This is a genomic window from Caulobacter vibrioides, from assembly GCF_002858865.1.
In the GTDB taxonomy this organism is placed as follows: Bacteria; Pseudomonadota; Alphaproteobacteria; order Caulobacterales; family Caulobacteraceae; genus Caulobacter; species Caulobacter vibrioides.
In genome coordinates this window covers 177,962-204,621 of the sequence record NZ_PJRR01000007.1, presented here as the reverse complement: position 1 = coordinate 204,621, position 26,660 = coordinate 177,962, and the positions used below count along the sequence as shown (strand labels likewise).

Here is a 26,660-nt window from a genome sequence, read left to right as displayed (position 1 = left end):
TCCGATCCCACGCCGCGTCGCTCAGCACTAGCCGATCCATCACACCCAAGACCGCCTCCAAAAGACAGCCTTGAATCACGCATCAGCGATCCTGGGAATCCTTAGAGTCCACACCACCTAGGCCTCGGGTTCCGCCCAGGCGCCTGCGTCCGCCAGGTAGGCTTCGTGGAGCGGCAGGGCTTCGACCGATCGCCGCAAGCGCCGCGCCGTCGCAGCGTACTCCGTGGCCAAGGCTGCAGGACTCACACCGTCGTAGAGCGGACTGGCTCGCCGCGGTCTAAGGCCCTGTCCATGCATGACGGCCATCCAGGACGAAGGCGAAAACAGCTCATCACTGCCGCTGACCAGGACGCCGCGCTCGGCGTAGAGGGCCACCCGTTCGGCCAGGCTGTCGGGGATCGGCATGGTCCGGACATAGTCCCAGAAGGGGTCTCCGGACCGCCGCGTGGCGTGATAGTGCAGGATGATGAAGTCGCGGATCAGCTCGCCTTCGGCCTTGACGGCGGCGTTGTAGCCCGCCCGCAGGACGGGGCTGAACGACCGATCCGGGAAGAACTTCAGCAGGGCCTGCAGGCCGGAGTGAACCATGTGCAGGCTGGTCGACTCCAGCGGCTCGATGAACCCGCTGGCCAGACCCAGGGCGACGACATTGGCCTTCCAGGCGGCGCGACGGCGGCCCGTCACGAACCGCAACTTGCGCGGTTCGGCCTCCAGGGCGCCGTCCAGGCCCTCCCGCAGAACCGTCTCGGCGCGGTCATCATCGGTAAAGGCGCTGGAATAGACATAGCCGTTGCCGGTGCGGTGTTGCAGCGGGATCCGCCAGCGCCAACCAGCCTCCTGGGCGATCGACTGGGTGTACGGAGCGGCGGGACCGACCTTGGCGCAGGGCGCGGCGATCGCGCGATCGACCGGCAGCCAGCGGCTCCAGTCGTCATAACCGGCCGCCAGCGCGCCCTCGATCAAGAGGCCCCTAAACCCGGAACAGTCGATGAAAAGCTCGCCCTCGACTGCGCGACCGTCCTTCAGCCGCAAGCGTTCGACAAAGCCGTCCTCGGGCCGTTGGTCGACAGCCACGACCTCGCCCTCGATCCGCCGAACGCCGCGCCCCTCGGCCAGTCGCCGCAGAAAACGGCCGTAGAGCACCGCGTCAAAATGATAGGCCGACATCAGCTGTGACAGCGGCGTCGCTGGATCAGTGGCGGCCGGCCCCGCCCTTCCGAGCCGCGCGGCCAGGGCGCAGACCGAATAGTCTTCAAGGCTCGCGTCGGGATCGGCGGCCATCAGCCGCAGAAAATGCTGCGGGAACACGCCCAGGGTCGGCTGGCCGCCCAGAACGCCGAACGGATGCAGGTAGCGCTCGCCCGAGCAGCCCCAATCGACGAACTCGATGCCCAGCTTCAGCGTGGCGCGGGTCGCGCGCATGAAGGCGGGCTCCTTGAGCCCGACCATGGCGTTGAACTGTCTGATCGCGGGGATGGTCGCCTCGCCCACCCCGACCACGCCGATCTCGGCGGACTCAACCACCGTAACAGCGCATCTCTTGCCTAGGGCGGCGTTGAGCAGCGCTGCGGCCATCCAGCCGGCCGAGCCGCCGCCCAGGATAACAATCGACTGAATCGCCTCGCCCATGGGTCTCCCTGCGCCCGCTCCGGTCTTCCGACGGCTTTGTCGACGATCCGGCCGCACCGCGCCAGCCGCTTGCGCCCCGAACCTAAGTGCGCGATGTCCGGCGCTAGGAGATCCCGCCCATGCCCGGCCTTCGCAAACGCTCTGTGAACCTTGCAGGCCACGCCACCTCCTTGGCGCTGGAACCCGAGTTCTGGGCGGCCTTGGAGGCGGCGGCCGCGGCCGATGACCGGAGTCTGGCCGCCCTGATCCAGAGTATTGACAGCACCCGCGGCGATCGCCCCCTCGCCTCAGCCTGCCGGGTCTTCGCCCTGGAGCGCGCCGCTCAGACCCTGCCTTCCAGACTCGCGCCCCGCGCCATTGACTGACCAAAATACATTCGCAGCAGACCGCCGACGCCCATGCCAGCCGGATCGGCTTCGCGTGTCAGATGGGCCCGGACGGCCTCCGAGATCGACCCTTCGGGCGCCAGCGGAAAGCCTTGCGCGGCGATGAGGCCCTCGTAGATCCGCACATCCTCCTCATCGTCTCCGGTCAGATCGCATATGCGCTCAAGCAGGCAGGTGGAGGCGGCCGGCGAGCCACCCGCGTCCCGCAAACAGGCCAGGGTCACGCCATCCAGAATCTCGGCCTTTTGGCGCGCGACGCCATTGAAGATGCTGAACAGAAGCGTGCCATGGGCCTTGTCCGCAGCGATGCTGAACAACTGGTGTTGCAAGAGCAACGCGCCGCCCTCGTAGCTGACGCCCTCGACGCCCGTACGAAAACGCAACAGGCCGCGAGGGTCGCGCTGGATCAGGAGATGATCATGCAGGAACCGGCCGGGCAGATCGCTTGACGGTCGGGTCGATCGCCAGATCCCCACATAGGTCCCCCCGCGCGCAGCTGTCCCCTGCAACGCCTCCCGCAGGATCGCCGGCGGGATCCAGTCGATCAGCGTCTCGGCCGCATCGGCGGCCGTCTCGACCCCCAGGGCTGCGGCGAGGCCATCCAGGTCGCGATCCCAGTCCAGCATGGTGAAGCCGGGACGCTTCTCGGCGATCAGGGTCGTCAAGCGGGCCAGATTGTGGGCGGAGGGCACAACCTTGCCCGCCACCCAGCGCCCCACCAGCGACTTGTCCACCGCAAGCTCAGCGGCCATGCGCGCTCGGCTCATCGACAGCGCCTTCAGCGCCAACTCCAGCTTGGATCCCAGACCGTCCATCCCCCCAGCTTGGTACAGACCTGACCAGCATGCAACGGGGGGTGCATCCCGGTGCTGTTCGCCGCCCGTCATTGCAACTGGTCGCTGGCGTCGGCGCGGGGCCATCTGCGGGCCGGGACGACAACCAAGAGGACAATCCCGTGACCAAGACTTCCACCCTGGCCAAGCTCTTCGTGGCCGGCGCCCTGCTGGCGACGATCACCGCGCCGGCCGCCTTCGCCAAGCCGCAGTATATGCACTACGACGGCATCAAGGGCGAAGCCGCCAAGACGCGTCCGCGCGTGGCGGCGGGCGATGTGAACGGCGACGGTCGCGCGGACGCGCGAATGATCCGGGACGCGGAGCTGAAGACCCGCAAGGACACCGGCGCCCAAACGACCAAGGGGCGTAAGGACGCCGTGCAAGCGCCGCGGACGACAGGCCTGCTGCTCCCGGCCGTCCAGAAGGCGCACTAACCGTCGCACGGTTGGCGGGCGAGCGGATGTGCTCCATATGTTCTGGATGTCCGACTCGCCCGTCCCTTCTCCCCGCATCTCAGACCTGGCTCGCGCCCAGCCCCCGGGCGCGGCCCAGCCCGGCTATCTGGACGGCCTGAACCCCGAGCAGCGCGAGGCGGTCGAGACCACCGAAGGCCCCCTGCTCGTCCTGGCCGGCGCCGGTACGGGCAAGACGCGCGTGCTGACCACGCGCCTGGCCCACATTCTCGCGACCGGTCGCGCCCGTCCCTGGGAGCTGCTGGCGGTCACCTTCACCAACAAGGCCGCCCGCGAGATGCGCGAGCGGATCACCCACATCATCGGCCCCGAGGCCGAGGGTCTGCGCTGGCTGGGCACCTTCCACTCGGTGGCCGCCCAGATCCTGCGTCGCCACGCCGAGCTGGTGGGCCTGAAGTCCAACTACACGATCATCGACACCGACGATAACGAGCGCCTGCTCAAGCAGCTGATCGAGGCCGAGAACATCGACGCCAAGCGGTGGACGCCCCGTATCCTGTCGCAGATCATCGACGGCTGGAAGAACCGCGGCTGGACACCCGACCGCGTGCCGACCTCGGAAGCCGGCGAGTTCGCCAATGGCAAGGGCATCAGCCTCTATCGCCAGTATCAGGAGCGCCTACGCATCCTGAACGCCTGCGATTTCGGCGACCTTTTGCTGCACAATATCAGCCTGTTCACCGGCCATCCTGACGTGCTGGAGGACTTCCAGCGCCGCTTCAAATACGTGATGGTCGACGAGTACCAGGACACCAACGTCGCCCAGTATCTGTGGCTGCGCCTCCTGGCCCAGGGCCGCCAGAACGTCTGCTGCGTCGGGGACGACGACCAGTCGATCTATGGCTGGCGCGGGGCCGAGGTGGACAACATCCTGCGCTTCGAACGCGATTTTCCGGGCTCGAAGGTCGTGCGCCTGGAGTGCAACTACCGCTCGACCGAGCACATCCTGGCCGCCGCTTCGGGCCTGATCACCGCCAATAAGGGCCGCCTGGGCAAGACCCTGTGGACCCCGTCCAAGGGCGGCGAGAAGGTCAAGGTGTCAGGCGTCTGGGACGGCGAGGCCGAAAGCCGCCTGATCGCCGACGAGATCGAGCGCGCCAAGAAGGCCGGCCGCAAGCACAGCCAGATGGCCATCCTGGTGCGGGCCAGCTTCCAGATGCGCGCCTTCGAAGAGCGCTTCGTGCTGCTGCAGATCCCCTACAAGGTGGTCGGCGGCCCGCGGTTCTTCGAGCGCGCCGAGATCCGCGACGCTCACGCCTATCTGCGCCTGATCCAGTCGCCCGACGATGACCTGGCCTTCGAGCGCATCGTCAACACGCCCAAGCGCGGCATCGGCGACACCTCGGTGCAGAAGCTGCTGCAGATCGCCCGCCTGGGCGGAATCTCGACCACCGAGGCCGCCCGTCAGATCATCACCAGCGACGAGCTGCCGGCCCGCACCCGCACGGCCCTGTCGAACTTCATCCGCGACCTCGACCGTTGGCGCTCGCTGGTCGGAACGGTGCACCACCAGCGCCTGCTGGAGACGGTGCTCGAGGAGAGCGGCTACACGGACGCCCTGCGCCTCGACAAGGGTCCGACCAGCCAGACGCGGCTCGAGAACCTGAAGGAACTCGTTCAGTCGATGGGCGCGTTCGACACGCTGGAGGCCTATCTCGAGCACGTGTCGCTGGTCATGGACCTCGACCGCGAGGCCACCGGCGACGCCGTCTGGATCATGACCCTGCACTCGGCCAAAGGGCTGGAGTTCCCGCTGGTCTTCCTGCCGGGCTGGGAGGAAGGCGTCTTCCCCAGCCAGCGCAGCATGGATGACAAGGGCGAGAAAGGTCTCGAGGAAGAGCGGCGCCTGGCCTATGTGGGCATCACCCGCGCCCGCGAGGAGGCCCGCATCAGCTTCGTGGCCAACCGTCAGGTCTACGGCCGGTGGACGTCGCAACTGCCCAGCCGCTTCGTCGACGAGTTGCCGATCGCCCACGTCGATGCGGCGTCCGAGACCGGCTATTACGGCGGCGGCCCCGGCATGCAGTCGACGGCCGCCTCGCGCTGGGACGATCCGGGCACGTCGGCGTTCCAGGCCGGCAGCTATGACAGTCCCGGCTGGAAACGCGCCCAGGAGCGCACCTCGGGCTTTGGCGAGCGCGGCGGATCCTGGCGCGGCGCCCAAGGCGTTCGATCGGGTTCGTCCGCCCGCTCGGCGCCGATCGAGGGCGAAGGCCGTCTGGTCGCCGTCTCGGCCCCGACCAACAGCGCCTATGCGCGCGGCGACCGGGTGTTCCACGTCAAGTTCGGCTACGGAAAGGTCACGGGGATCGAGGGCAACAAGCTGACCGTCGCCTTCGATAAGGCCGGCGACAAGAAGGTGATCGACAGTTTCGTCGAGAAGGCCTGATCGACAGGGCGAACCAATATCGCGGCGGCGCGCTATGCTGGCATGGCGCGCTTGGACATCACTATTGGACAGATCAAGGCCTTCGGCGCGTCGCGGCCCGTGGTCTTCGGCGCCCTGGCCTGCGCGCTGATCGGCGCGATGGCCGGCCTGGCGATGCAGACCGGTCCTCAGGACGGGGCGTTCCAACCGGCCATGGAACCCGCGCGGGCGATGAGCGAGGCCGCGCCCGAGCCGATCGCCTATCCCTCCGGCGACCTACCCGACTATGTGGTCGGGACCGATTTTCTGAAGGCGACGCAGTCTCCCCCGATCACGTACGTCGCCGATGAGCCACCCCTCCTGCCCGCGCCACCGCAGTTGCCGCCCCATGCCTCGGCGCGCCCCGGTCCGGTCGCGCCGCCCCCGATGACGGAGGGCTCCCGCTGGGCGTCCGAGCACGGCGACATCCTGGATGTTTCGCTCCCCGAGGATCGCGCCGCCGCCATGGACGCCCTGATGCTGGCCGACGTCGCCGCGACCGGCATGACGTCACGCTGAAGGCTCGCTTTTCGGCGACTTTGCCGCTAACGGAGCGGCATGACCGACTATACGCCCCAGCAGATCGTCGCCCGAGGCGCGCGCCTCGAGGCCGAGACCGCCGCCGACGCCATCGACAACCATCCGGGCCTGGAAGGCGCCACCTACTCGATCCTGGAAGAGGACGAGGATCGCGGCGTCTGGCGCATCGACGCCTTCCCGACGACCGACGAGGAAGACGCCAGCCTGATGGCGCTGCTGGGCGGCTACGACCTGAAGGTTTCGCGCGACACCCTGGCCGACGCCGACTGGCTGGCCATGGCGCTGTCGGGCCTGCCGCCGGTGCGCGCGGGTCGCTTCTTCGTCTACGGCATGCATGACCGGGGCCGCCTGCCGGCCAGCACGGTGAACCTGCGCATCGAGGCCGGCGCGGCGTTCGGCACCGGCCACCACGGCACCACCGTCGGCTGCCTGCAGGCCTATGACCGCCTGATCAAGGCGCGCAGGTTCAACAAGGTGCTCGACGTCGGGGCCGGCACCGGCCTCCTGGCCATCGCGGCGGCCCGCACCGGCGCCAAGCTGGCGGTCGGCACCGACATCGACAAGCCCAGCGTGCGGATCTCCAAGGAGAACGCCCTGGTCAACAAGGCCAACGCCCGCTTCGTCCACGCCTCGGGCCTCTCCAACCGCCTGGTCGCCGAGAACGCGCCCTATGATCTGGTGTTCGCCAACATCCTGGCCCGCCCGCTGATCAGCCTGGCCCAGGACATCAAGCGCGCTCTCGTTCCCGGCGGCACGGTGATCCTGTCGGGCCTGCTGCGCACCCAGGAACGGATGGTCAAGGCCGCCTACCTGTCGCGCGGCTTCAAGGTCGTCACCCGCATCCACCGCGACGCCTGGGCGACGCTGGTGCTGCAGCGGCCGTAGATAGTTGAAATCCAAATCCTCCCCCTCGCGGGGGAGGTGGCCCGAAGGGCCGGTGGGGGAAGGTCTGCAAACCTTGCCTCTTCCCCCTCCGTCGTCTCTTCGAGCCGACACCTCCCCCGCTAGGGGAGGATTGAACATCTTCCCTGCGCGCTCGGAGAGGCCTAAATCCTCCCCATGCGCCAGACCTTCGACGAATCCACCGATCCCTCCTTCGGCCCCAAGCACGTCCCGCTGATCCGCCAGGCCATGGCGGCGCAGGGGCTGGACGGCTTCCTCGTGCCGCACGAGGACGAGCACCAGAACGAATATCTGCCCGCCGCCAATGACCGGCTGGCCTGGGCCAGCGGCTTTACCGGTTCGGCCGGCGCGGGCGTGATCCTGAGCGACCGCGCCGCCGTCTTCGTCGACGGCCGCTATACGCTGCAGGTCCGCGAGCAGGTCGATCAGGGCGTGTTCGAGATCCGCGACCTCGTCGAGGGCGGCGTGCCCGCCTATCTGGAGACCGTGTCGAAGGGCGCCGTCATCGGCTACGACGCCCGCCTGCACAGCCCAGCCGCCCTGGACGGCCTGAAGGCCGCCGCCACCCGCGCGGGCGCGGTGCTGAAGCCCGTCGAGGCTAATCCCGTCGACCAGGCCTGGGGTTCGGCGCGCCCGCCGCAGCCCATGGCCCCCGTCGTTCCGCAGCCCCTCGAACACGCCGGCGAAGAGTCCAGCGCCAAGCGCGCCCGCGTCGGCGCCTCGGTCGCGGCGCTGGGCGCCGACGCCGCCGTGATCACCGCCCCGGCCTCGATCGCCTGGCTGTTCAACGTGCGCGGCGGCGACGTGATCCGCACCCCGCTGCCGCTGTCGCAGGCCATCCTCAATGCCGACGGCACGGCGCGCCTGTTCCTGGAGCCGGCCAAGGTGACCGCCGACCTGCCGGCCTGGCTCGGCAACCAGGTTTCGCTGGAGACCTCGGACAAGCTGGAGACGGCCCTGGCCGACCTGTCAGGCAAGAGCGTCGTCGTCGATCCGGCCCAGTCCTCGGCCTGGTACTTCGACACCCTGACCGCCGCCGGCGCGACCGTGGTGCGGGCGATGGACCCCTGCACGATGCCGCGCGCCTGCAAGAACGCCGTCGAGCTGGACGGCACGCGCGAGGCGCACCGCCGCGACGGCGCGGCCCTGACCCGCTTCCTGCACTGGCTGGCCACCGAGGGCCAGATCAACCCGCCGGACGAGAAGGAAGCCGTCGCCAAGCTGGAAGCCTTCCGTGAGGCCACCGGCGTGCTGAAGGATCTTTCCTTCGACACCATCGGCGCGGCCAACGGCCACGGCGCCCTGCCCCACTACCGCCCGACCGAACGCAGCAACGAACGCGCGAAGATGGGCTCGCTGCTGCTTGTCGACAGCGGCGGCCAATACCTGGACGGCACGACCGACGTCACCCGCACCGTCGCGATCGGCGAACCGAGCGCCGAGATGGTCCAGCGCAATACGCTCGTGCTGAAGGGCCATCTGGCCATCGCCCGCCTGCGCTTCCCGGCCGGCACCACCGGCTCGGCCATCGACGCCCTGGCTCGGATGGCCCTGTGGGCGCATGGCCTCGACTACGACCACGGCACCGGTCACGGCGTCGGCGTCTATCTGGGCGTCCATGAGGGACCGCAGCGGATCTCCAAGGCCCCGAACACCATCGCCCTGCAGCCCGGCATGATCGTCTCGAACGAGCCCGGCTATTACAAGGACGGCGAGTACGGCATCCGGATCGAGAACCTGGAGATCGTCATGCCGGCCGAGGACGTGCCCGGCGGCGAGCGGCCGATGCACCGCTTCGAGGCCCTGACGCTCGCGCCCATCGATCGTCGCCTGATCGACAAGGCGCTGCTGACGGCCGAAGAAATCGCCCAGTTCGACGCTTACCACGCCCGCGTGCTGCGCGAGATCGGCCCGCGCGTGGAGCCGGAGGTTCGGGCGTGGATGGAGCAGGCCTGCGCGCCGCTCTAGGCGCTGCGCTTGACGATCACCCCTCGGTTGTAAACAATCTCTCGGCATCACAGAGAGGTCGTTTCAGTGCGCCTATCCCGCCGTGATTGGATTATCGGCGCCGGCGCTTTGGGCCTCGCGGGTCCGGCCCTGGCGATGGATGAGCCCTTCCATGGCGTCTGGTCGACGGCCCTCGTCGTCGACGAGGTCATGACACGCTTTCTGGTCGATATCGGCCCAAACGGCGCGATCTTGACGGTGATCGACACAGGCGGTTTGCGGCTTCCCGCCGCGACCATGGCGTTGACCCCGCCCTCTCTGTCGCTGACCTGGTCTGAAGGGCTCACCATCCAAGGGCGCCTGGCGACAACAGACCGGATTGAGGGGACGTTCACCCAGGATGGCGTCACCCAGCCCCTGGTCCTGACCCGAGGCGCGCGATACCAGATCGACAACACCGTGCTTTCAGTCGGCCCCATGGACCGAGCGCGGTTGAGACGGCTGCGGACGCTATCCGGCGCGCCTGCCATGGGCGTGGCCTTTGAGCATCCTGGGCGTGAACCGGTCATCATGGTGGACGGGCGTCGCTCGGCGGACGCCGCCGCGCCCGTCGCGGAGACTGACGCCTGGCACATCGGCTCGGACACCAAGTCCATGACCGCGACCCTGGTGGCGCGGCTCGTCGAGGCCGGCCGCCTGAATTGGACCACAACGATCAGCGACGTGCTCGGCGATACGATGCCGGACATGCATCCGGACTATGGCGACGTAACCCTTCTGCACCTGCTGTCACATCGCGCGGGTCTGCCACGAGAGATCGAGCAAAAGGACATGAGGGACTTCAAGGTCCCGCCGCCTCCCGATCCTCGCGCCGTGCGACGGGCGTACGTCCAACTCGGCCTGAAACGACCACCGATCGGTCCCAAAGGGACGACGCTGTCCTATAGCAATCTTGGCTATGTTGCTGTCGGGGCCATGCTGGAGACCCTCGAAGGCGCGCCATGGGAAACGCTGATGCGCCAAAGGCTATTCTCGCCGCTTGGACTGCGCAGCGCGGGCTTTGGTCCGCCAGGCGATCCCATCGCGCTCGACCAGCCCTTTGGTCATCTACGCCGAGCGGACGGCCGTCTGCATTCAGTGGCCGACCCGCGCAAGAACGACCTCCCCTTCGTGTATGGGCCCGCTGGACTGGTCCATATCAGCCTTGGCGACATGTTGACCTATCTGAAGGCCCATCGCAACCAGAGCGCGAACTTCCTGAGGCCGGAGAGTTGGCGAACCCTGCATGCGCCGCCCTTTGGCGGCCAGTCCATGGGCCTGGGATGGGGCGTTGGGCCGAACGGCGAACTGGGCCACGCGGGCTCGAACGGCCAGTGGTGGCACCAGGTGCATATCGAACCCAAATCCGGCCTCGTGTTCTGCGCGGCTCTGAACGCAGCGACGCCAGAGGCGCAGTCTGTCGTCGATCAAGCCCTGAAGGCGGCGCGGCGCAGCGTCTGATGCGCCCTACCGAATCCGCGTCCACTTCTGCGTCTTGCACAGCGGCGCGACGACACAGCCCTTGAGCTTCAGCTCGGTGGTGCTGACCAGCTCGATCGTCCCGGCGTAGACGCCGCCGTCCTCGGGATTATAGACCTTGCCGCCCGTCCACTTGGTGGGACCGCCGCTGAAGTCATAGAGCATCTGCAGGTTCTTCAGGGTGCGGCTGCGCTGGCTTTCGTCCTTGTTCTTGATGTCCTTCAGGCCCGGGTTGGTCTTGATGTGGTCGGACGTCACCAGCTTGCCGCACAGGCTGTTGCCGCAGCGCGAGATCTCGACCTGACCGCCGTTGCCGGGCGTAGCCCAGAGGCCCACCACATCGGCGGCGAAGGCGGGCGCTGAAGCTGCGAGGCTGGCGGCGAGCGCGGTGGCGGCGATCATGGCGGTGCGGATCATCGAAATCTCCCTGTTCGCGCTTTCGGCGCGCGTCTTGACCGCTTGGTTGCGCGATCCTGTTCCCGGAAACAAGCGTTCGCACGAAATCGCGGCGAGAATTCGGAAAGCGGTCAGCTCAGCCCCAACGCCGACGTGGCGCCGTCGCGGCGCGCGAGGGCCGGTAGCCATCGGGGTCGAGACGGCCCGGGGTCATGCCCAGGCGCTGCGGCAACGCCCGGATATCGGACAGCGCGTTCAGGCCCGTCGCCGCCAAGGCCACGCGACCACAGGCATAGGCGTCGGCGGCCGCATCGTGGTGGGCGAAATCCACGCCCAGGTGACCGCAGACCACGTTCAGCTTGTGCGACGGAAGCTCGGGCCAGACGCTGCGCGCCACTTGCACCGTACACAGATAATCAAAGCCCGGCGCCGGCACGTCATAGTGCTCGCAGGTGCGCCGGATCACGCTGATGTCGAACGAGGCGTTGTGCGCCAGAACGAGCGCGCCCTCCAGCTCAGGCCGAATGCGTTCCAGCACGTCCGGCCACTCGTCGGCGTCCGCGACATGTTCGGGCCGGATACCGTGGAACGCCATGTTGAACGCCGCGAAACGGTTGCCCGGCGGGCGGATATAGTGGTGCTCGACGCGCGCGACCTCGCCGTCCTCGATCCAGGCCAGGCCGATAGAGCACGGACTGGCGCGCTGTTCGTTGGCCGTCTCGAAGTCGATGGCGATGACCTTCATCCGGCGACAAGCTCCAGCCACTCGTCCTCGGTCATCACCTGGATGCCCAGGTCCGTGGCGGTCTTCAGCTTGGAGCCGGCGCCGGGTCCAGCAACCACCAGATCGGTCTTCTTCGACACCGAAGACGCGACCTTGGCGCCCAGCCCTTCGGCCTGAGCCTTGGCCTCGTCGCGGGTCATCTTCTCCAGCGAGCCGGTGAAGACGATGGTCTTGCCGGCGACGGCGGTGTCGGTCTTGGGCTTGGCCACCGGCTGAATGTCGAGCTCGGCGACGAGATTGGCGACCTTCTGCCGGTTATGATCCTCGGCGAAGAACCGCGCCAGGGACTGCGCCGCGACCGGTCCGACGCCATCGATGGCGGCCAGATGCAGATAGTCGTCGCCCGGCGCCCCCGAGGCGGCGGCGACAAGCCCGTCGGCGAAGGCGTCCCAGGTTCCGTAGCGCTGCGCCAAGGCCGCGCGCGCCGGCTTGGTGAGCTTCGGGACCGCGTGGCCGATCTTGAGTTCCAGGTCATCAGTCTGCGGCCACGGATCGGCGACCACACCGCCCTTCCCCGCCTCGACCAGCATGTCCAGCGCCTTGGGTCCGACGCCGGGCGCGGTCGAGAGCTCCAGATAGGTCTCGCCGGGCAGCGCCCGCGCGGCGGCCTCGGCGGCGGCCTGCAGGTCCTCGAAGCGGTCGAAGTTGCGGGCCAGCACCGTGGAGGTGGTCTCGCCGATGTCGCGCGCGCCCAGGCCATAGATCATCCGGTCCATGCCGATGGTGCGCCGCGCCTCGATCCCCTTGACCAGATTGGCCACCGAGGTCTCGCCATAGCCCTCACGCTCGCGCAGGACGGCCAGCTTTTCCGCGTCGCGGGCCAGCTTGAAGATGTCGGCGGGTTCGGTGATCCAGCCCTCCTCGAAGAAGGCCTGCAGCTGCTTTTCGCCCAGCCCCTCGATGTCGAACGCCCGGCGGGAGACGAAGTGGCGCAGGTGCTCGACCCGCTGGAACGGACAGGCGAACTCGCCGGTGCAGCGGCGCACCACCGACTCCTGGCCCGACGCCGTCACCTCGCGCGCCAGCGGCGTCTGCAGCGGGCACGGGCAGACATGGGGGAATTGGTAGGGCTCCGGCGCGGGATCAGGCCGCGCGTCCAGGGCCACTTCGACGATCTGCGGGATCACGTCGCCGGCCCGCTGGATCACCACGGTGTCGCCGACCCGGACATCGAGCCGCGCGATCTCGTCGCCGTTGTGCAGGGTGGCGTTGGTCACCGACACGCCGCCGACCGTCACCGGCTTCAGCCGCGCCACGGGGGTGATGGCGCCGGTGCGGCCGACCTGGAGATCGATGGCTTCAAGGACCGTCCGGGCGCGCTGAGCCGGGAACTTGCGGGCGATCGCCCAGCGCGGCGAGCGCGAGACAAAGCCCAGACGGCGCTGAAGCTCCAGGTCATCGACCTTGTAGACCACGCCGTCGATGTCGAAGCCCAGGGTCGGTCGCAGGACCTCGAACTGGGCGTAGATGTCGAGCAGACCTTGCGCGTTCTCCACGCGCTGGGCGGGCGGCGCCGTGGTCACAAAGCCCCATTCGGCCAGCTTTTCTAGAGCGCCCCACTGGCTGTCGGCGAAGCCCTCCGAGACCAGCCCCCAGGCATAGCCGAAGAACCGCAGCGGCCGCTGGGCGCTGATCTTCGGGTCGATCTGGCGCAGTGATCCGGCCGCGAAGTTGCGGGGATTGGCGTAGATGCGCTGACCGGCCTCCTCCGCGGCCTGGTTGAAGGCGGCGAAGGCCGCAAGCTCGACATAGACCTCGCCGCGCACCTCGATCACGTCGGGCCAGCCTGACCCCTTCAGGCGCTGCGGAATGTCGGCGATGGTCCGCAGATTGGCGGTGACGTCCTCGCCCACGCGCCCATCGCCCCGCGTCGCGCCCTGGACCAGCACGCCCTTCTCATAGCGCAGCGAGGCCGACAGGCCGTCGATCTTGGGCTCGGCGGTGTAGGCGACCGTCTCGGACGGCGCGATGCGCAGGAACCGGCGGATGCGCGCGTCAAACTCGATCGCCTCATCGTTCGAAAAGGCGTTGTCGAGGCTGAGCATCGGCACGCCGTGCTCCACCGGCGCGAACTGCTCGGCCCGGGTCGCGCCGACCCGCATCGACGGGGAATTGTCGCGCACCAGATGCGGGAAGCGCGTCTCGATATCGAGGTTCCGCCGCTTCAGCGCGTCGTACTCGGCGTCGCTGACCGTCGGATTGTCCTCTTGGTGATAGGCGATGTCGTGCGTCGCCAGAAGGTCGGCCAGACGCTCCAGTTCCTCGACGGCCTGGGCTTCGGTGAGGTCGGCGACGGGGATCTGGGACACGGGGCGAATCCGAACGGCGGGGAACGCAGGCAGGTTAGCAACGCGGCTCCGGCGGGGGGAGTCGCCGATGCGCTCGCCCGCCAGGCGAAACTTGGCCCGCCCCTTGCGGCGTCTGAGGCGAAGGAGTCTCCGATGTTCAATGCCGGCACAGGTTTCGCCCAAGCGAGCGCCACGCCCGTCCTGTCACGGGACGGTCCGCTGGACGCTCTGCGCTTCCTGGCCGCCCTGTTCATCGTGCTCTACCACGTCGCCGAGCGCGCGCCGGTGTCGCTGTTCAGCCTGTCGCCGGCGTTCGGGCGCGGCTATCTGGCGACCGACTTCTTCCTGATGCTGTCGGGCTATGTGCTGGCCCGGACCTATGGATCGCGCGTGATCAAGGCCGAGGTCGACACCTGGACGTTCCTGAAGCGCCGGGTTCAGCGGATCTGGCCGCCGCACCTGGTGATGCTGGCCCTGTTCGTCGCCTTCTTCCTGGCCAGCACGGCGATTGGCCTCGCCCCGCAGAACCCGCAATGGTTCCAGTGGGACCAGTTGCTGCCGCAGATCTTCCTGGTGCAGGCCTGGTTCGTTCCGGGGACCTCGGGCTGGAACATGCCCACCTGGACCCTGTCGGCCCTGATCGTGGCCTATGCGCTGTTCCCGATGGTTTGGCGCAAGGTCGCCGCCAGCACCCGTCCGCTGCGACTGCTGGCCATGGGCGTCTGCGTCTGGATCATCATCGACCAGGCCGCACTGCTGGTCTTCGGCGTACCCAGCTATCAGTTGCCGCTGCGATTTGGTCTGATCCGCGGCGTGCCGCTGTTCCTGATCGGCGTGCTGGTCGCGCGTCTGCCGGTCACGCGCCTGGCCCAGCAGCAAGCCCTGCCGCTGGCGGCGACCAGCCTGGCCATCGTCATCGGCGTCCAGGCTCTCGGAAACTTCGACTATTTCAGCCTGGCCCTTCTGGCCTTCCTGATCTACGCGGCCGGGGCCTCCAAGCCGCGCGCCTGGCGCTGGGCGGGCGCGGCGGGGCGCCTGTCGTTCCCGCTGTTCCTGACCAACACCCTGACCGCCGTGGTCTGGTTTGGCCTCGTGCGGATGCTCGACGCCAAGCTTGGCCTGCCGGTCGCCGCACAGTGGACGCTGTGGGCGCTGGCCATCCCGGCGACGATCATCGCCGCGTGGCTGTTCGAGCGCCTCGTCGACGCGCCGCTGCAGACCTGGATCAAGTCGCGGTCTCGTGGGGTGGCGGCCCCGCACATCACCAAGATGCGCGAGGCCTCGGCCTAGGCTTCTAGGACGCCACCCTGCGTCCCCGCACAAAGCCAATTCCGCCGACCAGCGCCGTCATCAGGACCACGCCGCCAAGCAGCGCGACGGGCCAGCTTCCGGCGGCCGGCGCCGCCCGATATTCCGGCGCGCGCGCGAAGTCGGCGCGGCCGAACGGCCGGTCTTCGAACAGGTACGGATAGTAGAAGCGCCGAAGCTCACCGTGGAACGCGCGAATGCGGTCCTGGTAGGCGATCTGCGCCGCAGGATCGGTGGCGGCCAGGCGGTGCAGCGCCAGCTGCGTCGCCACGCCCGGCGTCACCAGGCCCAGGCGCTCGCTCCAGGCGGCCCGCTCAAGAACCCCCTGGCGATACTGGCGCGACAGATCGCCGGCCAGTTCGTCGCCCACCTGGTGGAAGGCGAAGTACCATTTCCAGTGGAACGCCTCGCCCAGCGGCGCGGTGTTGCGCCACTGCGGATGGGTGCGGAAGAACGCGTCCATAGACTCTGACTTGGGGATGTCCCAGGCGCGGTGGACGGCGGTGCGCTGGGTCTGGCCAAGCTCCATCCCCTGGCGCAGCGGGATGGCGCTGTTGATCGCTACGTGACCGATCGCCGGAACGATCAGGGTCAGGGTCATCCAGGCCGCCGCCAGGGTCATGGCGTTGGCCAGCGAGCTGCGCGCCGCGCGGGCCACCACCATGCACAGCACGATCCAGAAGGCCAGATAGGCCAGCACCACCGCCAGCACCGCTCCGACCTTCCAAAGCGCTGTGCCGGCGACGAAGGCTCCCACGAAGAATGGGAGGGCCAGCGCCAGGAAAAGACCCAGTGCGCGAACGGTCAGACGCGCGCCCCAAAGCGCCGAGGGCGCGCCGACCGAGGCCTCAAGGGCCCGCAACCGCCCGGCCTCCCGCTCGCCCGAGCGCAGGTCGTGAAACAGCAGGATCACGAACAGCGGGGCGAGGTAGACCAGCACGAAGGCGAAGTCGAAACGTCCCGGAAGCGCGGCTTCCGGATTGCCGATCTCGCCCTCATAGAGCTGCGCCTCGAGGCCCAGGGCCCGCACGCGTAGGACGTAGGGCGAGACATCGCGGGTGCCGATGGCGGCGAACGCCAGATCCGACGGCGGGTCCGACGTGGCGTGGAAGGTGTAGTAGGCGGCGTTGCCGGGGTCCTTGCCCTGCGACACCCAGTCGGTGACCGCAGCGACATCGGACGCCTGCTGCGGCCCGATCCGGGCGATGGCGGCCTCCTGGCGCGCGACCTCGACGAGGCCGGCGCTGACCGCCACAGCGGTGAGCGCAAACAGGGCGACCATGGCCGCGACGGCTGATTTAAGGCCCAGCAGGAAGCGGGCTTCGCGAAGCAGGGCGTTCATGCGGCGCTCCGGTTCAGGCGATGGCCGGCGCGGGCCGCAAACACCGCTCCAGCGGCGAGCCAGAGCAGCAGGGCGACCAGAGCCGGCACGGCGCGGCCCACGACGTCGGCCGCCGAGGGCCGTTTTGGGTCGAAGTGCGGCATAGCCTGCCAGTGGTCGGCCGAGATGCGGCTGCGAGCCTCCGCCGCAGCGTTCTTGCTCTTGGCGGCGTCATCAGCGGCGGTGACCGCCGTGGCCTGCAGGCGGTTGAGGCGCTGCACCAGATCGTAGCGATAGGCCTCGGCCTGTTCGAGGAACCGGCGGTAGGCGAACAGGTCGGTCTCGGCCAAGGTCATGGAGACACGGCGGATCGCCACGGTCGGGCTGACCACCGCCAGGGCGTCCATCACCCGCCCCTGCGCCTCCATCGCGCCGAAGGCCTGGTCGGCGTAGCGGTCGAACAGGCTGGAGGTCAGCTTCTCGCCTTCAATGGCCAGCAGGCCGCGATAGTTGACCGGCAGGTCCTCGACCCGCGTCACGCCGTACTGTTTCAGCGTCTTCTGCTTGAAGGCCGCGAAATAGGGGTCGTTGGGATTGTGGCTGTCGCCCATGGACCGCAGGTCGCGCTGGACGGCGATGTCGGTCTCGACCCGCGTCGGCAGCGGCGCCAGGGCGGCGGCGGCCTCGGGCGCGACGCGCGGAACCAGCACCACCATGAACGCCCAGGCGCCGACAAGGCCGATCAGGGCCGAACGGCTGCGGTTAGCCGTAGCGGAGACGGCGATGATCAGCAGGGTCCAGAAGGCGAGGTAAGCGACATAGCCCAACGTGGTCAGTCCAACGGCCGAGAGCCGCGCCCCGCCGCTGGCGCCGAGCCACAGCAGAAGACCAAAGGCCGGGGTCGAGATGGCCAGGGCCGCTAGGCCCAGCGCCAGGGCCTTGCCGCTCAGCAGCGCGCCGCCGGAAATCCCGGCCAACAGCGACTGGCGCAACGTGCCCCGCTCGCGCTCGCCGGCGATCATTCCGGCCCCGATGAACACCAGCAGCAGCGGCACGATCACCTGCAGCACCAGCGCGGGCGACAGCTGTCCGAACCGGACGAGCAGCGAGGACTGACGGGCGTCGCCGAAGTTGGCGCTGTTCTGCCGATGACCCTCGAGGAAGATCATGTTCCCCGTATAGGCCTCGACGCCAGGATCCATCGCCGCCAGGCCGCTGGCCGGCCGGATGGCGAAGTGGCCAAAGTGCACGACGCGGTGCGGGTGCCGGTTAGGCTGGGCCGCGAAATCCTGATCGGCGGCGTGCTGCAGACGCTCGCGGAGACCGGCCTGGTCGGCCTGATAGGCGTTCGAGGTCAGCGCTGCAGCGAAGGTCAGCAACGCGACAAGGATCAGGCCGGTCAAGGCGACCCGGCTCCGAACAAGGTGACGCAGCTCGTTGCGCGTCACCGAAAGGATCACGCTCATGCCGCCCGCGCCCTCGAGAAGCGGTTGTGCAGGGCGCGAAGGTCGAAACGCTCAGGGCCCTCGGCGACCATCTCGTCACTGATCCGGCCACGCTCCAGAAACCCGATCCGGTCGGCGATGTCGGCGACGCCGATCAGGTCGTGGGTGACGATGAGGATCGCCGCCCCCTCCCCGCGCAGGCGCGACACCAGGGCGTTGAAGTCGGCGGTGGCTCCGGGATCAAGGCCGGAGGTCGGCTCGTCCAGCAGCAGCACCGACGCGCGGCGCAGCACCGCCAGGGCGATGGCCGTCTTCTGCCGCATGCCCTTGGAGAAGCCCGACACCCGGCGCTCCCAGGCCTCTTCAGCCAGACCGACCGTGCCGAACGCCTTGTTGATCTCGTCGGCGACCGGGCGCAGGCCCGCCAGCCGCAGGAAGTAGTCGATGTTCTCGCGCGCGGTCAGGTGCTCGTACAGCGCCACGTTCTCGGGAATGTAGGCGATGGCGCGCCGCACCTCGGCGGGCTCCGACGCAGGATCGCGGCCGACCACGCGGACGCGTCCGGCGCTGGGGCGGACAAAGCCGAGGATCGCCTGAAGCGTGGTCGACTTCCCCGCGCCGTTGCCGCCGAGCAGGCCGTAGACCTCTCCGGCCCTGACCGTCAGGGCCAGGTGGTCGATCACGGCGCGATCACCGTACCGCACCACGAGATCTGCGATCTCGATCGCTTTGTCGCCATCCACGGTCTTCACGCCACCCTCTTGAGCCTCTGCGGCGCCGCTTGCGCCATCAAGTGATGTTATATCATAACAATTGCCTTGACCGTCGATCAAGCCCTCGCCTATTCGACCGCCCCAACCCAGACCGCCGTTCTCCAGCGAGATCCAGACATGACTTCCAAGGCCCTCCTCTTCGCCCTCTGCGCCGGCGTTTCGCAGTTCGCCTTCGCGGACCTGGCTGTCGCGCAGGACAAGACCGACGAGGTCGAGGGCGTCGTCGTCACCGGCTCGCGAGCCGCCAGCGCCAGCATCAACGGCGTCGTCATCGACCCGATGCGACTGCCGCAAAGCGTGCGGGTGCTCGACGAGGCGCTGATCGTCGACACCGGCGTCACCAACCTGTCAGACCTCTTTGATTTCGCCGGCGGCATGGCCCGCCAGAACAGCTTCGGCGGCGCGTGGGACGCCTATGCCATTCGCGGCTTCTCGGGCGACATCAACCAGGGCCCGGACCTTTTGGTGAACCGCTTCACGGCCAACCGCGGCTTCAACGCGCGGCGCGACGTGGCCACCGTCGAGCGCTTCCAGGTGCTCAAAGGCCCCGCCTCGGCCCTGTCGGGCAAGGGCGAGCCGGGCGGCTCGATCAACATCGTGACCAAGGCGCCGACCGAGACCGCCCAGGGTGCGGGTGAGCTGTCCTATGGCAGCTTCGACGCCAAGCGGATCATGGGTGATCTCAGCGGCCCCGTAGGCGGCGGCGTTTCGGCCCGCATGATCGCCGTTTATCAGGACACGGACGGTTGGCGCGATCATGTCGGCAGCGACCGCCTGCTGCTGGCCCCGTCGCTGGCCTGGACGCCGTCCGACGACCTGCGGCTGCTCTACCAGCTGGAGGCCAACACCGTGCACTTCGTGCATGATCGGGGCCTGGTGGCGGTGGCCGGCAACGGCAAGGCGCTGCCGCGCGAGCGGTTCCTCGGCGAACCGAACGACGGCGACATCACGCAGAAGACGATCCAACACCAGCTGACCACGACCTACAACTTCAGCCCGAGCGTCGCGGTGGAAGCCGGCGTCCAGTATCGCGACGGCTCGTTCCGGGGGCAGTCCACGCACAACGGCGCGCTGATCGGAACCCAACTGCGCCGCCAGCTGCGCATCCACGACTATACCTGGGATGATCTCTCCGGCCGGATCGAGGTCAGCTTCGATGGCAAGCTCGGCGGCCTGGAGCACCAGCTGCGCGCCGGCGCCGACGCCTTCACCTACGAGCAGCGTCGGATCTTCTATCGCTTCAATCCGACGGCCGCGACGCCCTACGCGATCGACATCTTCAATCCGGTCTACGGTCAGGCCAAGCCGGTCGCGCCGCTGAACCAGAATGTGCTGGAGGAACTGCGCGGCGAGAGCCTCTACCTGCAGGACCTGGTGACGCTGAACAGCCAGTTCACCCTGCTGGTCGGCGTGCGCCAGGACTGGATCCGCCAGACCAACACCAACCTCCGCAACAATACGGTCACCCGGCAGTCGCCGTCCCAGGCCTCGCCGCGCGCGGCCCTGACCTGGGCGCCGAACGAGAGCTTCTCGGCCTATGTCAGCTGGGGGCGCTCGTTCCGCTACAATCAGGGCTCCGACGCTGTGGGCGGCGCCTTCCCGCCCGAGAAGGGCGAGGCCTTGGAAGCCGGCGTGAAGTGGGATCTGGCCGGCCGCCTGACCGGCACGGCCTCGCTGTTCCGCATCGACAAGGAGAACATCCTCGTCAACGACCCGGCCAACAGCGGCTTCTTCATTCCCGTGGGCGCCGCGCGCAGCCAGGGCTTCGAGGCCGAGACCAATCTGCGCCTGCCCCAAGGGATCACGGCCACGGCGGTCTATGCCTATACCGATACTGAAATCACCCGCGACACCCGCACCAACATGATCGGGAGCTCCTTGAGCAATGTCCCGAAGCATTCGGGCGCGCTGTACGCCAACTGGCGCTCGGCCGGCGATGCGCCGGGATCGGTGACCCTGGGTGGCGGCTTGGTCTATGTGGGCGAGCGCGCGGGCGATGACGTCAATACCGGCTTCAAGCTGCCGGACTATGTGACGGTGCGCGCCAACCTCGCCTATAACGTGTCGAAGGCGGTCTCGCTGCATCTGGATGTCGAGAACCTGTTCGACACCTATTATCTGGAAAGCTCGTACAGCAATGTCTGGATCACCCCGGGCGCGCCGCGCACGATCACCGGCCGGCTGCGCGTAAGTTTCTAGACCCCACCCCAGCGTTCGCGCCGGTCGGCGGTTCTCGATCGAGCGCGAACGCCAGAACCGCCAAAAGAAAAGCCCGGCGAAAAGCCGGGCTGGAATAAGTAGGGAGGAAACGCCCCAGGAAGGGCAGAGGCTCTCAGCCTCACGTTGGTGATCTATGTTCACTTTTCGGGTGTTCAAGAGCCGCCTTGAAAATTCTTCGTCAGCCGCCCGCTTGGCTTGCCCCGGCCGTGTGATATGAGCGCGCTCGACGATTGAGGGCCTGCGCCCGAAGCGAGCGCCAAGCCTATGTCTGATCCTACCGACCCTGCAGACGACGTTCCCGCCGCGCCGGCGCCGAAGCCTCGGCGGCCGCGAAAGCCGCGCGCCCAGACGGTGATGACCGAGGCCGCCGGCCTGGATCCCGCTGCGCCCGAAGACGCCGCACAGAAGCCGCGCCGTCCGCGCAAGTCGCGCCGCGCCCAGCCTGAAGCCGTGGCCGCCCCCGAGGCGCAGACTCCCTCGACCTCCACGGCCGCCCCTGACGACGCCGACGCGGATCTGTTCGAGCCCCTGCCCTCGCCCGAGCCGGACGCCGAGCCGGTCTCGGTCGAGGCAGACCGCGCCGAAACGCTCGAAGCCGACGCCGCGGCGGACCTTGAGTCCCCGACCGAACCCGAAGTCGAGCCCGCGCAAGACGTCCCGCCCGAGGCCCCTGCAGAGCCTCCGACCACGGCCGAGGCTGAGGACGCCCCGGAAGCCAAGGCCGAGACGTCTGTCCCGACGCCGCCCGAGCCGGCGAAAGGCGCCGCCAAGCCGCCGATCTGGAAGCGTCCGGCCTGGCTGATCGGCGCGGGCGCGGCGGTGCTGCTGGTGATCGTTCTGATCGCCTCGCTGTTCTGGTCGCTGCCGCTGAGCCGCGCGCTGGAGCCGCTGGACAACTCGGCGATCGTGCTGGTGGCCGAGGACGGCTCGCCCATCGCCCGCCGGGGCTCCTACAAGGAAGCGCCGATCGATGTGGCCAAGCTGCCGCCTTACGTGCCGGGGGCCTTCATCGCCATCGAGGATCGTCGGTTCTACAGCCACATGGGCGTCGACCCGAAGGCCATCGCCCGCGCGCTGGGCCGCAATGCCCAGGCGGGCGGGGTGTCCGAAGGCGGTTCGACCATCACCCAGCAGCTAGCCAAGAACGCCTTCCTGTCCAGCGATCGCAATCTGCGGCGCAAGGCGCAGGAGGCGCTGATCGCCGTCTATCTGGAAGCGCGGCTCTCCAAGGATGAGATCCTGTCGCGCTACCTGTCGTCGGTCTATTTCGGCGACGGCGCCTTTGGCCTGCGCGCCGCAGCCCGCCACTATTTCGGCAAGCCGCCCGAGCAGCTGTCGATCGGCGAGGCGGCGATGCTGGCCGGTCTGGTCAAGGCGCCCTCGCGCCTGGCCCCGACCAACAATATCGAAGGCGCGCGCGAGCGCATGCGCGTGGTGCTGGGCGCCATGGTCGAGACCAAGACCATCACCCAGGCGGAGGCCGACGCGGTCGGTGAAGTGTCGCCCGTCGAACCGGAAGACAAGCTGCCGACCGGCTCCTACTTCGCCGACTGGGCCCTGCCCCAGGCTCGCGCCCTGATCGGAGCCCGCTACGGCGAGACCATCGTCAAGACGACGCTGGATCCTGAGCTGCAGGAGAAGGCCGAGCGGATCCTCAACGACCATATCGAGCGCGACGGCCAGGTGCTGAACGTCACCCAGGGCGCCCTGGTCGCCATGCGCAGAGATGGCCGAGTCGTCGCCATGGTCGGCGGTCGCGACTACAAGCAGAGCCAGTTCAACCGCGCGGACGCCGAGCGTCAGCCGGGCTCGGCGTTCAAGCTGTTCGTCTATCTGGCCGCCCTGCGCGAGGGCATGACGGTCACGACGCCGATCCTAGACACCCCCGTCCAGGTCAGCGGCTACATGCCCAAGAACCACGAGGGCAAGTATCACGCCCGAGAGGTGCCGCTGATCACCGCCTTCGCCGGCTCGTCCAATGTGGCGGCGGTGCGCCTGGCGCATGATCTGGGTCCCGCCAAGGTGATCAAGGTCGCCCGAGACCTGGGCGTCACCGAGGAGATCCCGTCCGACCTGACCATGGCGTTGGGTACAGGTCCGATGAGCCTGACCCGCCTGACCGCCGCCTATGCCTCGGTCGCGGCCGGCGAGTATCCGATCGTTCCGCATGGGGTGACCGAGTTCAAGAAGCCCAAGACCAAGGCCTATGACCCCAAGGTGCTGGCCAACATGCGCGACCTGCTGCGGTCGGCGACCCATCGCGGCACAGGCGTGGAAGCCGCCATCCCCGGCGCCTTCGGCAAGACCGGCACCACCCAGGACTATCACGACGCCATCTTCGTCGGTTACGTCGAGGACCTGGTCGTGGGCGTCTGGCTGGGCAATGACGACAACAGCTCGATGAACGGCGTGGTCGGCGGCGGCGAGCCCGCCAGGATCTGGAAGGCGTTCATGCTTTCGGCGCTGGGCCGCGATGTCGCCCCCGTCGTCGAGGAGGACCCGCTGGAGGACCTGGGCCTGCCGCTGGAGGGCGAGCTTGGGCCGGACGGCTTGCCGCTGGCGCCGTTCACCTCGCCTACCGACGAACCCGCCCCGCCGGCCAATAGCGGCGTTCCGCTGGCCCCGCCGCCGCAGGAGCCGCGCCCCTGAGGAATGGGTCGAGCTTCGTCGATCGACGGATTTACTGTCTTAAAACTGTCGTCAAACTGTGACAAAAGCCCGTCATCAGTCTGGCACGCTTCCGTTGCGTCCGGACGAGACAGGATTTGACGACATGAACAAGCTCATCGGCGCGGTCGCCACCGTCGCTCTGCTCGCCGTCGCCGACCAAGCCCATGCGGCCCGCGATCAGATCTGGGCGGTCGGATCTTCGACCGTGTTCCCGTTCTCGACGCGCGTGGCTGAGAACTTCGCCAAGAAGACCGGCAAGAAGTCGCCGCGCATTGAAGCGCTCGGCACCGGTGGCGGCATCAAGATGTTCTGCGGCGGCGCGGGTGAGAAGTTCCCCGACATCGCCAACGCCTCGCGTCAAATGAAGAGGTCCGAGTTCCTGGCCTGCCAGAAGGCCGGCGTGAAGGACATCGTCGAGATCAAGATCGGCTTCGACGGCATCGTCGTCGCGTCGAACAAGAAGGGCCCGGACTTCAACTTCAAGCTCGAGCAGCTGTATCTGGCCCTCGCCGACCAGACCCTGCGCGGCGGCCAGGTGGTCAAGCAGCCCTACAAGTCGTGGAGCGAAGTCGGCCCCGGCCTGCCGAACGCCCGCATCCTGGCCTACGGCCCGCCGCCCACCTCGGGCACCCGTGACGCCTGGATCGAACTGGCCATCGAGGGCGGCGCTGGAAAGCTGCCGACCCTGGCCAAGATGAAGGCCGCAGACGAGAAGAAGTTCAAGGCCACCGTGTCGCCGATGCGCACCGACGGCGGCTGGGTCGACGCGGGCGAAAACGACAACGCCATCGTCGGCACCATCGAAAAGACCCCCAACGCCCTGGGCGTGTTCGGCTACTCGTTCCTCGAAGAGAACGGCTCGCGCATCAAGGGCGCGTCGATCAACGGCGTGAAGCCGACGGCCCAGACGATCGCCAGCGGCCAATACCCGCTGTCGCGCTCGCTCTACATCTATGTGAAGAAGTCCCAGGTCGGTGTGACGCCGGGTCTGAAGGAGTTCGTGTCCGAGTTTGTGTCCGACGCGGCGACCGGTCGCGGCGGCTATCTGCAAAATCGCGGCATGATCCCGCTGCCGCCGGCGGTGCACATTCAAATGAAGCAGAAGGCCAACGCCCTGACGCCGATGCCGGCGCCGAAGAACTAGCCTTGGCCAAAGCCTGAACGACAGAGGCGGTCGCTGACGCGGCCGCCTTTTTCGTGCGCGCTGGATCGATCAGACTTCAGCGCGACGCCAGAATTGGCCGTCCGCAACAAACTCATGGAAGTCGGGCGTCAGGCGCACGCCATCGTCCAGGCAACTTGCGGCGATCGCCAGGACACGCCCGGAAAACGGGTCTCCCAGCGCCGTCCCGCAGCGGGCGCAAAAGCAGCGATTGAACCGCAGCGGCGGCGTTGGCGCGTAGCGGGCGACCAGATCGCGACCCGAAACCCAGAAGAACGCCTCGGCGCGCACATAGGCGTAGACGCTCGATCCCGCCTTGCGGCAGCGCGAACAGTGGCAAACGCCAACCATGGCCGGACGCTCGAAGAGTTCAAACTGAACGCCGCCGCAGCAACAGCTTCCCTTGATGGCCACGCTGGTTCTCCCTGATCATCCAGGGACCCTGCGCCCACCTTGTCGCCAGCGATGTGTCAGCAGGCTTGCGCCGCCGCTGAGGCGGCGTGTCGCACCCTGGGCGGGCGAAGCGGGTTAGCGCGTGCGCGAGGTCATGCCCGCGGCCGCCGCGTCGTCGGCGACCTGAGGATCGAGCTCCGGCGCGGGTCCCGTCTGACGGATCGACGGATTGGCGGGGACTTCCGGCGGGGGCGCGACGGCCTCGGCCTTTGGCGGCGCAGGCTGTGTCGCCTTGGCGGCCATCGCGGCCGCTGCGGCATCATCGGCGGCGGTGCGGGTCTCGGCGGGTCCGTCCTCGTAGCCGCCGCCGCTGGACGTCAGGAACAGAATGGTCCCGAAGGTGGCCAGCACGCCGACGACGAAACCCAGCAAGAACAAGCCAAAAGGATTGCCACGACGCTCGCTCATCTCAACGGTCCGCCATCCACGCCGACTTAGCCTTGAAGCCCGCTATCACGGTCTAAACAGGTGAACCAGAGCTTGGTTATCGAATTCGGCTAAGAGGCGAGTAGCGCCTCAGGTCCCCGTCCACTTGCGGACCGGTCCGACATCGACATGGACGAAGTTGCTGGTCGGATAGTAGCCGACGCCGCCAACGCTCAGATCCAAAGCTGCAGCGCGGACGTGCTTGAGCTCGACATCCTCCAGGAAGATGTCCATGGCCTTGCCATCCATGTGCAGGCTCTTCTTGGCCACCTCGCCGCTGCGCTTGGACAGCAGACGGTTGGTCGCCGGAGAGCGGTAGCCCGAGATCACCTGGAACGGACCCTTGCTCTGGGTCTTGCGGGCGATCTGGTCGAGCAGGTCGTAGAGGCCCCGGTCGATGGGATGGACTTCATCGTTGCGATAGTCGCGCAGCACCTTGTCCAGCGCACTCACGGCGTCCGGAACATAGTCGCCGTTCTCCCAGTAGACCGCTTCCAGCTTCTCGCCGGTATGGACGTTGTGGAGATGAACCCAGCGCGGATCCACAGCAGGCTTCAGCGCGGGCGGATCGATCGAAGCGACCGTCGCAGCGACGGTGCTCGGCGGCGGAACCGGCGTGGCCTGAGGCATCTTGCCCTCCAGCAGCGCGCCGATGATGTCGTCGTCGGCGCGCGCCGCCAATGGCAGAAGTCCAGCCCCGATAGCGCCCAGCCCCCACTGGAGCAGCTTACGTCGATGCATGATTACGCCTTACCCGACACGGAAGGTCGGGAGG

General features: G+C 68.0%; 22 protein-coding genes. 11 read left to right on the top strand and 11 right to left on the bottom strand.

Annotated elements, in window-relative coordinates:
- Nucleotides 1–117: 117 nt before the first annotated feature.
- Nucleotides 118–1,629, bottom strand: coding sequence for a tryptophan halogenase family protein (locus CVUC_RS04050; RefSeq protein WP_096033152.1), 1,512 nt, complete (start codon nucleotides 1,627–1,629; stop codon nucleotides 118–120).
- A gap of 119 nt (nucleotides 1,630–1,748) precedes the next feature.
- Here CVUC_RS04050 and CVUC_RS04045 point away from each other — a divergent pair, with 119 nt between their 5' ends.
- Complete coding sequence (locus tag CVUC_RS04045) at nucleotides 1,749–1,994, top strand: ribbon-helix-helix domain-containing protein (RefSeq protein ID WP_096033151.1); 246 nt, start codon at nucleotides 1,749–1,751, stop codon at nucleotides 1,992–1,994.
- On the opposite strand, the gene CVUC_RS04040 is transcribed toward CVUC_RS04045, so the two are convergent.
- Nucleotides 1,952–2,830 (bottom strand): helix-turn-helix domain-containing protein, encoded by an 879-nt coding sequence (locus CVUC_RS04040; protein WP_096033150.1) that lies wholly within the window; start codon nucleotides 2,828–2,830, stop codon nucleotides 1,952–1,954. The genes CVUC_RS04045 and CVUC_RS04040 overlap by 43 nt on opposite strands.
- A gap of 140 nt (nucleotides 2,831–2,970) precedes the next feature.
- Between CVUC_RS04040 and CVUC_RS04035 the strand changes: the two genes are divergently transcribed.
- The 6 genes from CVUC_RS04035 (at nucleotide 2,971) to CVUC_RS04010 (ending at nucleotide 10,621) form a co-directional block, all read left to right on the top strand.
- A complete protein-coding gene (locus CVUC_RS04035) occupies nucleotides 2,971–3,285 on the top strand; it encodes a hypothetical protein (RefSeq protein ID WP_096033149.1) in 315 nt (104 codons plus the stop codon).
- Nucleotides 3,286–3,322: 37 nt separating this feature from the next.
- Nucleotides 3,323–5,713, top strand: a complete 2,391-nt coding sequence (locus CVUC_RS04030) for an ATP-dependent helicase (protein ID WP_096033148.1) — start codon at nucleotides 3,323–3,325, stop codon at nucleotides 5,711–5,713.
- Nucleotides 5,714–5,755: 42 nt separating this feature from the next.
- Entirely contained in the window at nucleotides 5,756–6,250 is a 495-nt protein-coding gene (locus tag CVUC_RS04025; protein WP_096033147.1) for a hypothetical protein, read from the top strand.
- Nucleotides 6,251–6,289: 39 nt separating this feature from the next.
- Entirely contained in the window at nucleotides 6,290–7,156 is an 867-nt protein-coding gene (locus CVUC_RS04020; protein WP_010919400.1) for a 50S ribosomal protein L11 methyltransferase, read from the top strand.
- Between the two features lie 174 nt (nucleotides 7,157–7,330).
- Nucleotides 7,331–9,142: an aminopeptidase P family protein gene (locus tag CVUC_RS04015; protein WP_096033146.1), complete on the top strand. Its 1,812-nt coding sequence runs from the start codon at nucleotides 7,331–7,333 to the stop codon at nucleotides 9,140–9,142.
- Nucleotides 9,143–9,208: 66 nt separating this feature from the next.
- On the top strand, nucleotides 9,209–10,621 hold the full coding sequence (locus CVUC_RS04010) for a serine hydrolase domain-containing protein (protein WP_125469926.1): 1,413 nt from the start codon (nucleotides 9,209–9,211) through the stop codon (nucleotides 10,619–10,621).
- A 6-nt stretch (nucleotides 10,622–10,627) separates the two neighbouring features.
- Here CVUC_RS04010 and CVUC_RS04005 read toward each other — a convergent pair whose 3' ends face one another.
- The 3 genes from CVUC_RS04005 to ligA form a co-directional block, all read right to left on the bottom strand.
- Nucleotides 10,628–11,056 carry a DUF2147 domain-containing protein gene (locus CVUC_RS04005; RefSeq protein ID WP_012640259.1) on the bottom strand — a complete coding sequence of 143 codons (429 nt, stop codon included), beginning with the start codon at nucleotides 11,054–11,056 and terminating at the stop codon, nucleotides 10,628–10,630.
- A gap of 115 nt (nucleotides 11,057–11,171) precedes the next feature.
- Complete coding sequence (locus tag CVUC_RS04000; RefSeq protein WP_164468116.1) at nucleotides 11,172–11,801, bottom strand: 3'-5' exonuclease; 630 nt, start codon at nucleotides 11,799–11,801, stop codon at nucleotides 11,172–11,174.
- Nucleotides 11,777–14,128, bottom strand: a complete 2,352-nt coding sequence (gene ligA / locus CVUC_RS03995; RefSeq protein ID WP_096033142.1) for an NAD-dependent DNA ligase LigA — start codon at nucleotides 14,126–14,128, stop codon at nucleotides 11,777–11,779. Before ligA ends, CVUC_RS04000 begins: the two co-directional genes overlap by 25 nt.
- A 132-nt stretch (nucleotides 14,129–14,260) precedes the next feature.
- On the opposite strand from ligA, the gene CVUC_RS03990 reads away from it, so the two are divergent.
- Entirely contained in the window at nucleotides 14,261–15,397 is a 1,137-nt protein-coding gene (locus CVUC_RS03990) for an acyltransferase family protein (protein ID WP_096033141.1), read from the top strand.
- 4 nt (nucleotides 15,398–15,401) lie between these two features.
- On the opposite strand, the gene CVUC_RS03985 is transcribed toward CVUC_RS03990, so the two are convergent.
- The 3 genes from CVUC_RS03985 to CVUC_RS03975 are packed head-to-tail and all read right to left on the bottom strand — an operon-like array spanning nucleotide 15,402 to nucleotide 18,924.
- Nucleotides 15,402–16,757, bottom strand: a complete 1,356-nt coding sequence (locus tag CVUC_RS03985) for a DUF3526 domain-containing protein (RefSeq protein WP_096033140.1) — start codon at nucleotides 16,755–16,757, stop codon at nucleotides 15,402–15,404.
- Complete coding sequence (locus tag CVUC_RS03980; protein ID WP_096033139.1) at nucleotides 16,754–18,202, bottom strand: ABC transporter permease; 1,449 nt, start codon at nucleotides 18,200–18,202, stop codon at nucleotides 16,754–16,756. Before CVUC_RS03980 ends, CVUC_RS03985 begins: the two co-directional genes overlap by 4 nt.
- Entirely contained in the window at nucleotides 18,199–18,924 is a 726-nt protein-coding gene (locus tag CVUC_RS03975; protein WP_096034765.1) for an ABC transporter ATP-binding protein, read from the bottom strand. Before CVUC_RS03975 ends, CVUC_RS03980 begins: the two co-directional genes overlap by 4 nt.
- Before the next feature lie 147 nt (nucleotides 18,925–19,071).
- Here CVUC_RS03975 and CVUC_RS03970 point away from each other — a divergent pair, with 147 nt between their 5' ends.
- The 3 genes from CVUC_RS03970 (at nucleotide 19,072) to CVUC_RS03960 (ending at nucleotide 24,988) form a co-directional block, all read left to right on the top strand.
- Complete coding sequence (locus tag CVUC_RS03970) at nucleotides 19,072–21,153, top strand: TonB-dependent siderophore receptor (RefSeq protein WP_096033138.1); 2,082 nt, start codon at nucleotides 19,072–19,074, stop codon at nucleotides 21,151–21,153.
- A 285-nt stretch (nucleotides 21,154–21,438) separates the two neighbouring features.
- Nucleotides 21,439–23,823, top strand: a complete 2,385-nt coding sequence (locus CVUC_RS03965; protein ID WP_096033137.1) for a transglycosylase domain-containing protein — start codon at nucleotides 21,439–21,441, stop codon at nucleotides 23,821–23,823.
- Nucleotides 23,824–23,947: 124 nt separating this feature from the next.
- Entirely contained in the window at nucleotides 23,948–24,988 is a 1,041-nt protein-coding gene (locus tag CVUC_RS03960) for a substrate-binding domain-containing protein (RefSeq protein ID WP_096033136.1), read from the top strand.
- 69 nt (nucleotides 24,989–25,057) lie between these two features.
- Here the strand turns inward: CVUC_RS03960 and CVUC_RS03955 are convergent, their stop codons facing one another.
- The 3 genes from CVUC_RS03955 to CVUC_RS03945 all read right to left on the bottom strand — a co-directional run bounded on the left by CVUC_RS03955 (nucleotide 25,058) and on the right by CVUC_RS03945 (nucleotide 26,626).
- Nucleotides 25,058–25,420 (bottom strand): GFA family protein, encoded by a 363-nt coding sequence (locus CVUC_RS03955; protein ID WP_096033135.1) that lies wholly within the window; start codon nucleotides 25,418–25,420, stop codon nucleotides 25,058–25,060.
- Nucleotides 25,421–25,534: 114 nt separating this feature from the next.
- Entirely contained in the window at nucleotides 25,535–25,867 is a 333-nt protein-coding gene (locus CVUC_RS03950) for a hypothetical protein (protein WP_012640256.1), read from the bottom strand.
- A gap of 108 nt (nucleotides 25,868–25,975) precedes the next feature.
- Nucleotides 25,976–26,626, bottom strand: a complete 651-nt coding sequence (locus CVUC_RS03945; RefSeq protein WP_096033134.1) for a DUF882 domain-containing protein — start codon at nucleotides 26,624–26,626, stop codon at nucleotides 25,976–25,978.
- Nucleotides 26,627–26,660 lie beyond the last annotated feature (34 nt).

Coding starts and splice junctions, on each gene's coding strand:
- CVUC_RS04050 (WP_096033152.1), bottom strand. CDS start 1,629: ATGGGCGAGGCGATTCAGTCGATTGTTATCCTGGGCGGCGGCTCGGCC.
- CVUC_RS04045 (WP_096033151.1), top strand. CDS start 1,749: ATGCCCGGCCTTCGCAAACGCTCTGTGAACCTTGCAGGCCACGCCACC.
- CVUC_RS04040 (WP_096033150.1), bottom strand. CDS start 2,830: ATGGACGGTCTGGGATCCAAGCTGGAGTTGGCGCTGAAGGCGCTGTCG.
- CVUC_RS04030 (WP_096033148.1), top strand. CDS start 3,323: ATGTTCTGGATGTCCGACTCGCCCGTCCCTTCTCCCCGCATCTCAGAC.
- CVUC_RS04025 (WP_096033147.1), top strand. CDS start 5,756: ATGGCGCGCTTGGACATCACTATTGGACAGATCAAGGCCTTCGGCGCG.
- CVUC_RS04020 (WP_010919400.1), top strand. CDS start 6,290: ATGACCGACTATACGCCCCAGCAGATCGTCGCCCGAGGCGCGCGCCTC.
- CVUC_RS04015 (WP_096033146.1), top strand. CDS start 7,331: ATGCGCCAGACCTTCGACGAATCCACCGATCCCTCCTTCGGCCCCAAG.
- CVUC_RS04005 (WP_012640259.1), bottom strand. CDS start 11,056: ATGATCCGCACCGCCATGATCGCCGCCACCGCGCTCGCCGCCAGCCTC.
- CVUC_RS03990 (WP_096033141.1), top strand. CDS start 14,261: ATGTTCAATGCCGGCACAGGTTTCGCCCAAGCGAGCGCCACGCCCGTC.
- CVUC_RS03985 (WP_096033140.1), bottom strand. CDS start 16,757: ATGAACGCCCTGCTTCGCGAAGCCCGCTTCCTGCTGGGCCTTAAATCA.
- CVUC_RS03980 (WP_096033139.1), bottom strand. CDS start 18,202: ATGAGCGTGATCCTTTCGGTGACGCGCAACGAGCTGCGTCACCTTGTT.
- CVUC_RS03970 (WP_096033138.1), top strand. CDS start 19,072: ATGACTTCCAAGGCCCTCCTCTTCGCCCTCTGCGCCGGCGTTTCGCAG.
- CVUC_RS03965 (WP_096033137.1), top strand. CDS start 21,439: ATGTCTGATCCTACCGACCCTGCAGACGACGTTCCCGCCGCGCCGGCG.
- CVUC_RS03960 (WP_096033136.1), top strand. CDS start 23,948: ATGAACAAGCTCATCGGCGCGGTCGCCACCGTCGCTCTGCTCGCCGTC.
- CVUC_RS03950 (WP_012640256.1), bottom strand. CDS start 25,867: ATGAGCGAGCGTCGTGGCAATCCTTTTGGCTTGTTCTTGCTGGGTTTC.
- CVUC_RS03945 (WP_096033134.1), bottom strand. CDS start 26,626: ATGCATCGACGTAAGCTGCTCCAGTGGGGGCTGGGCGCTATCGGGGCT.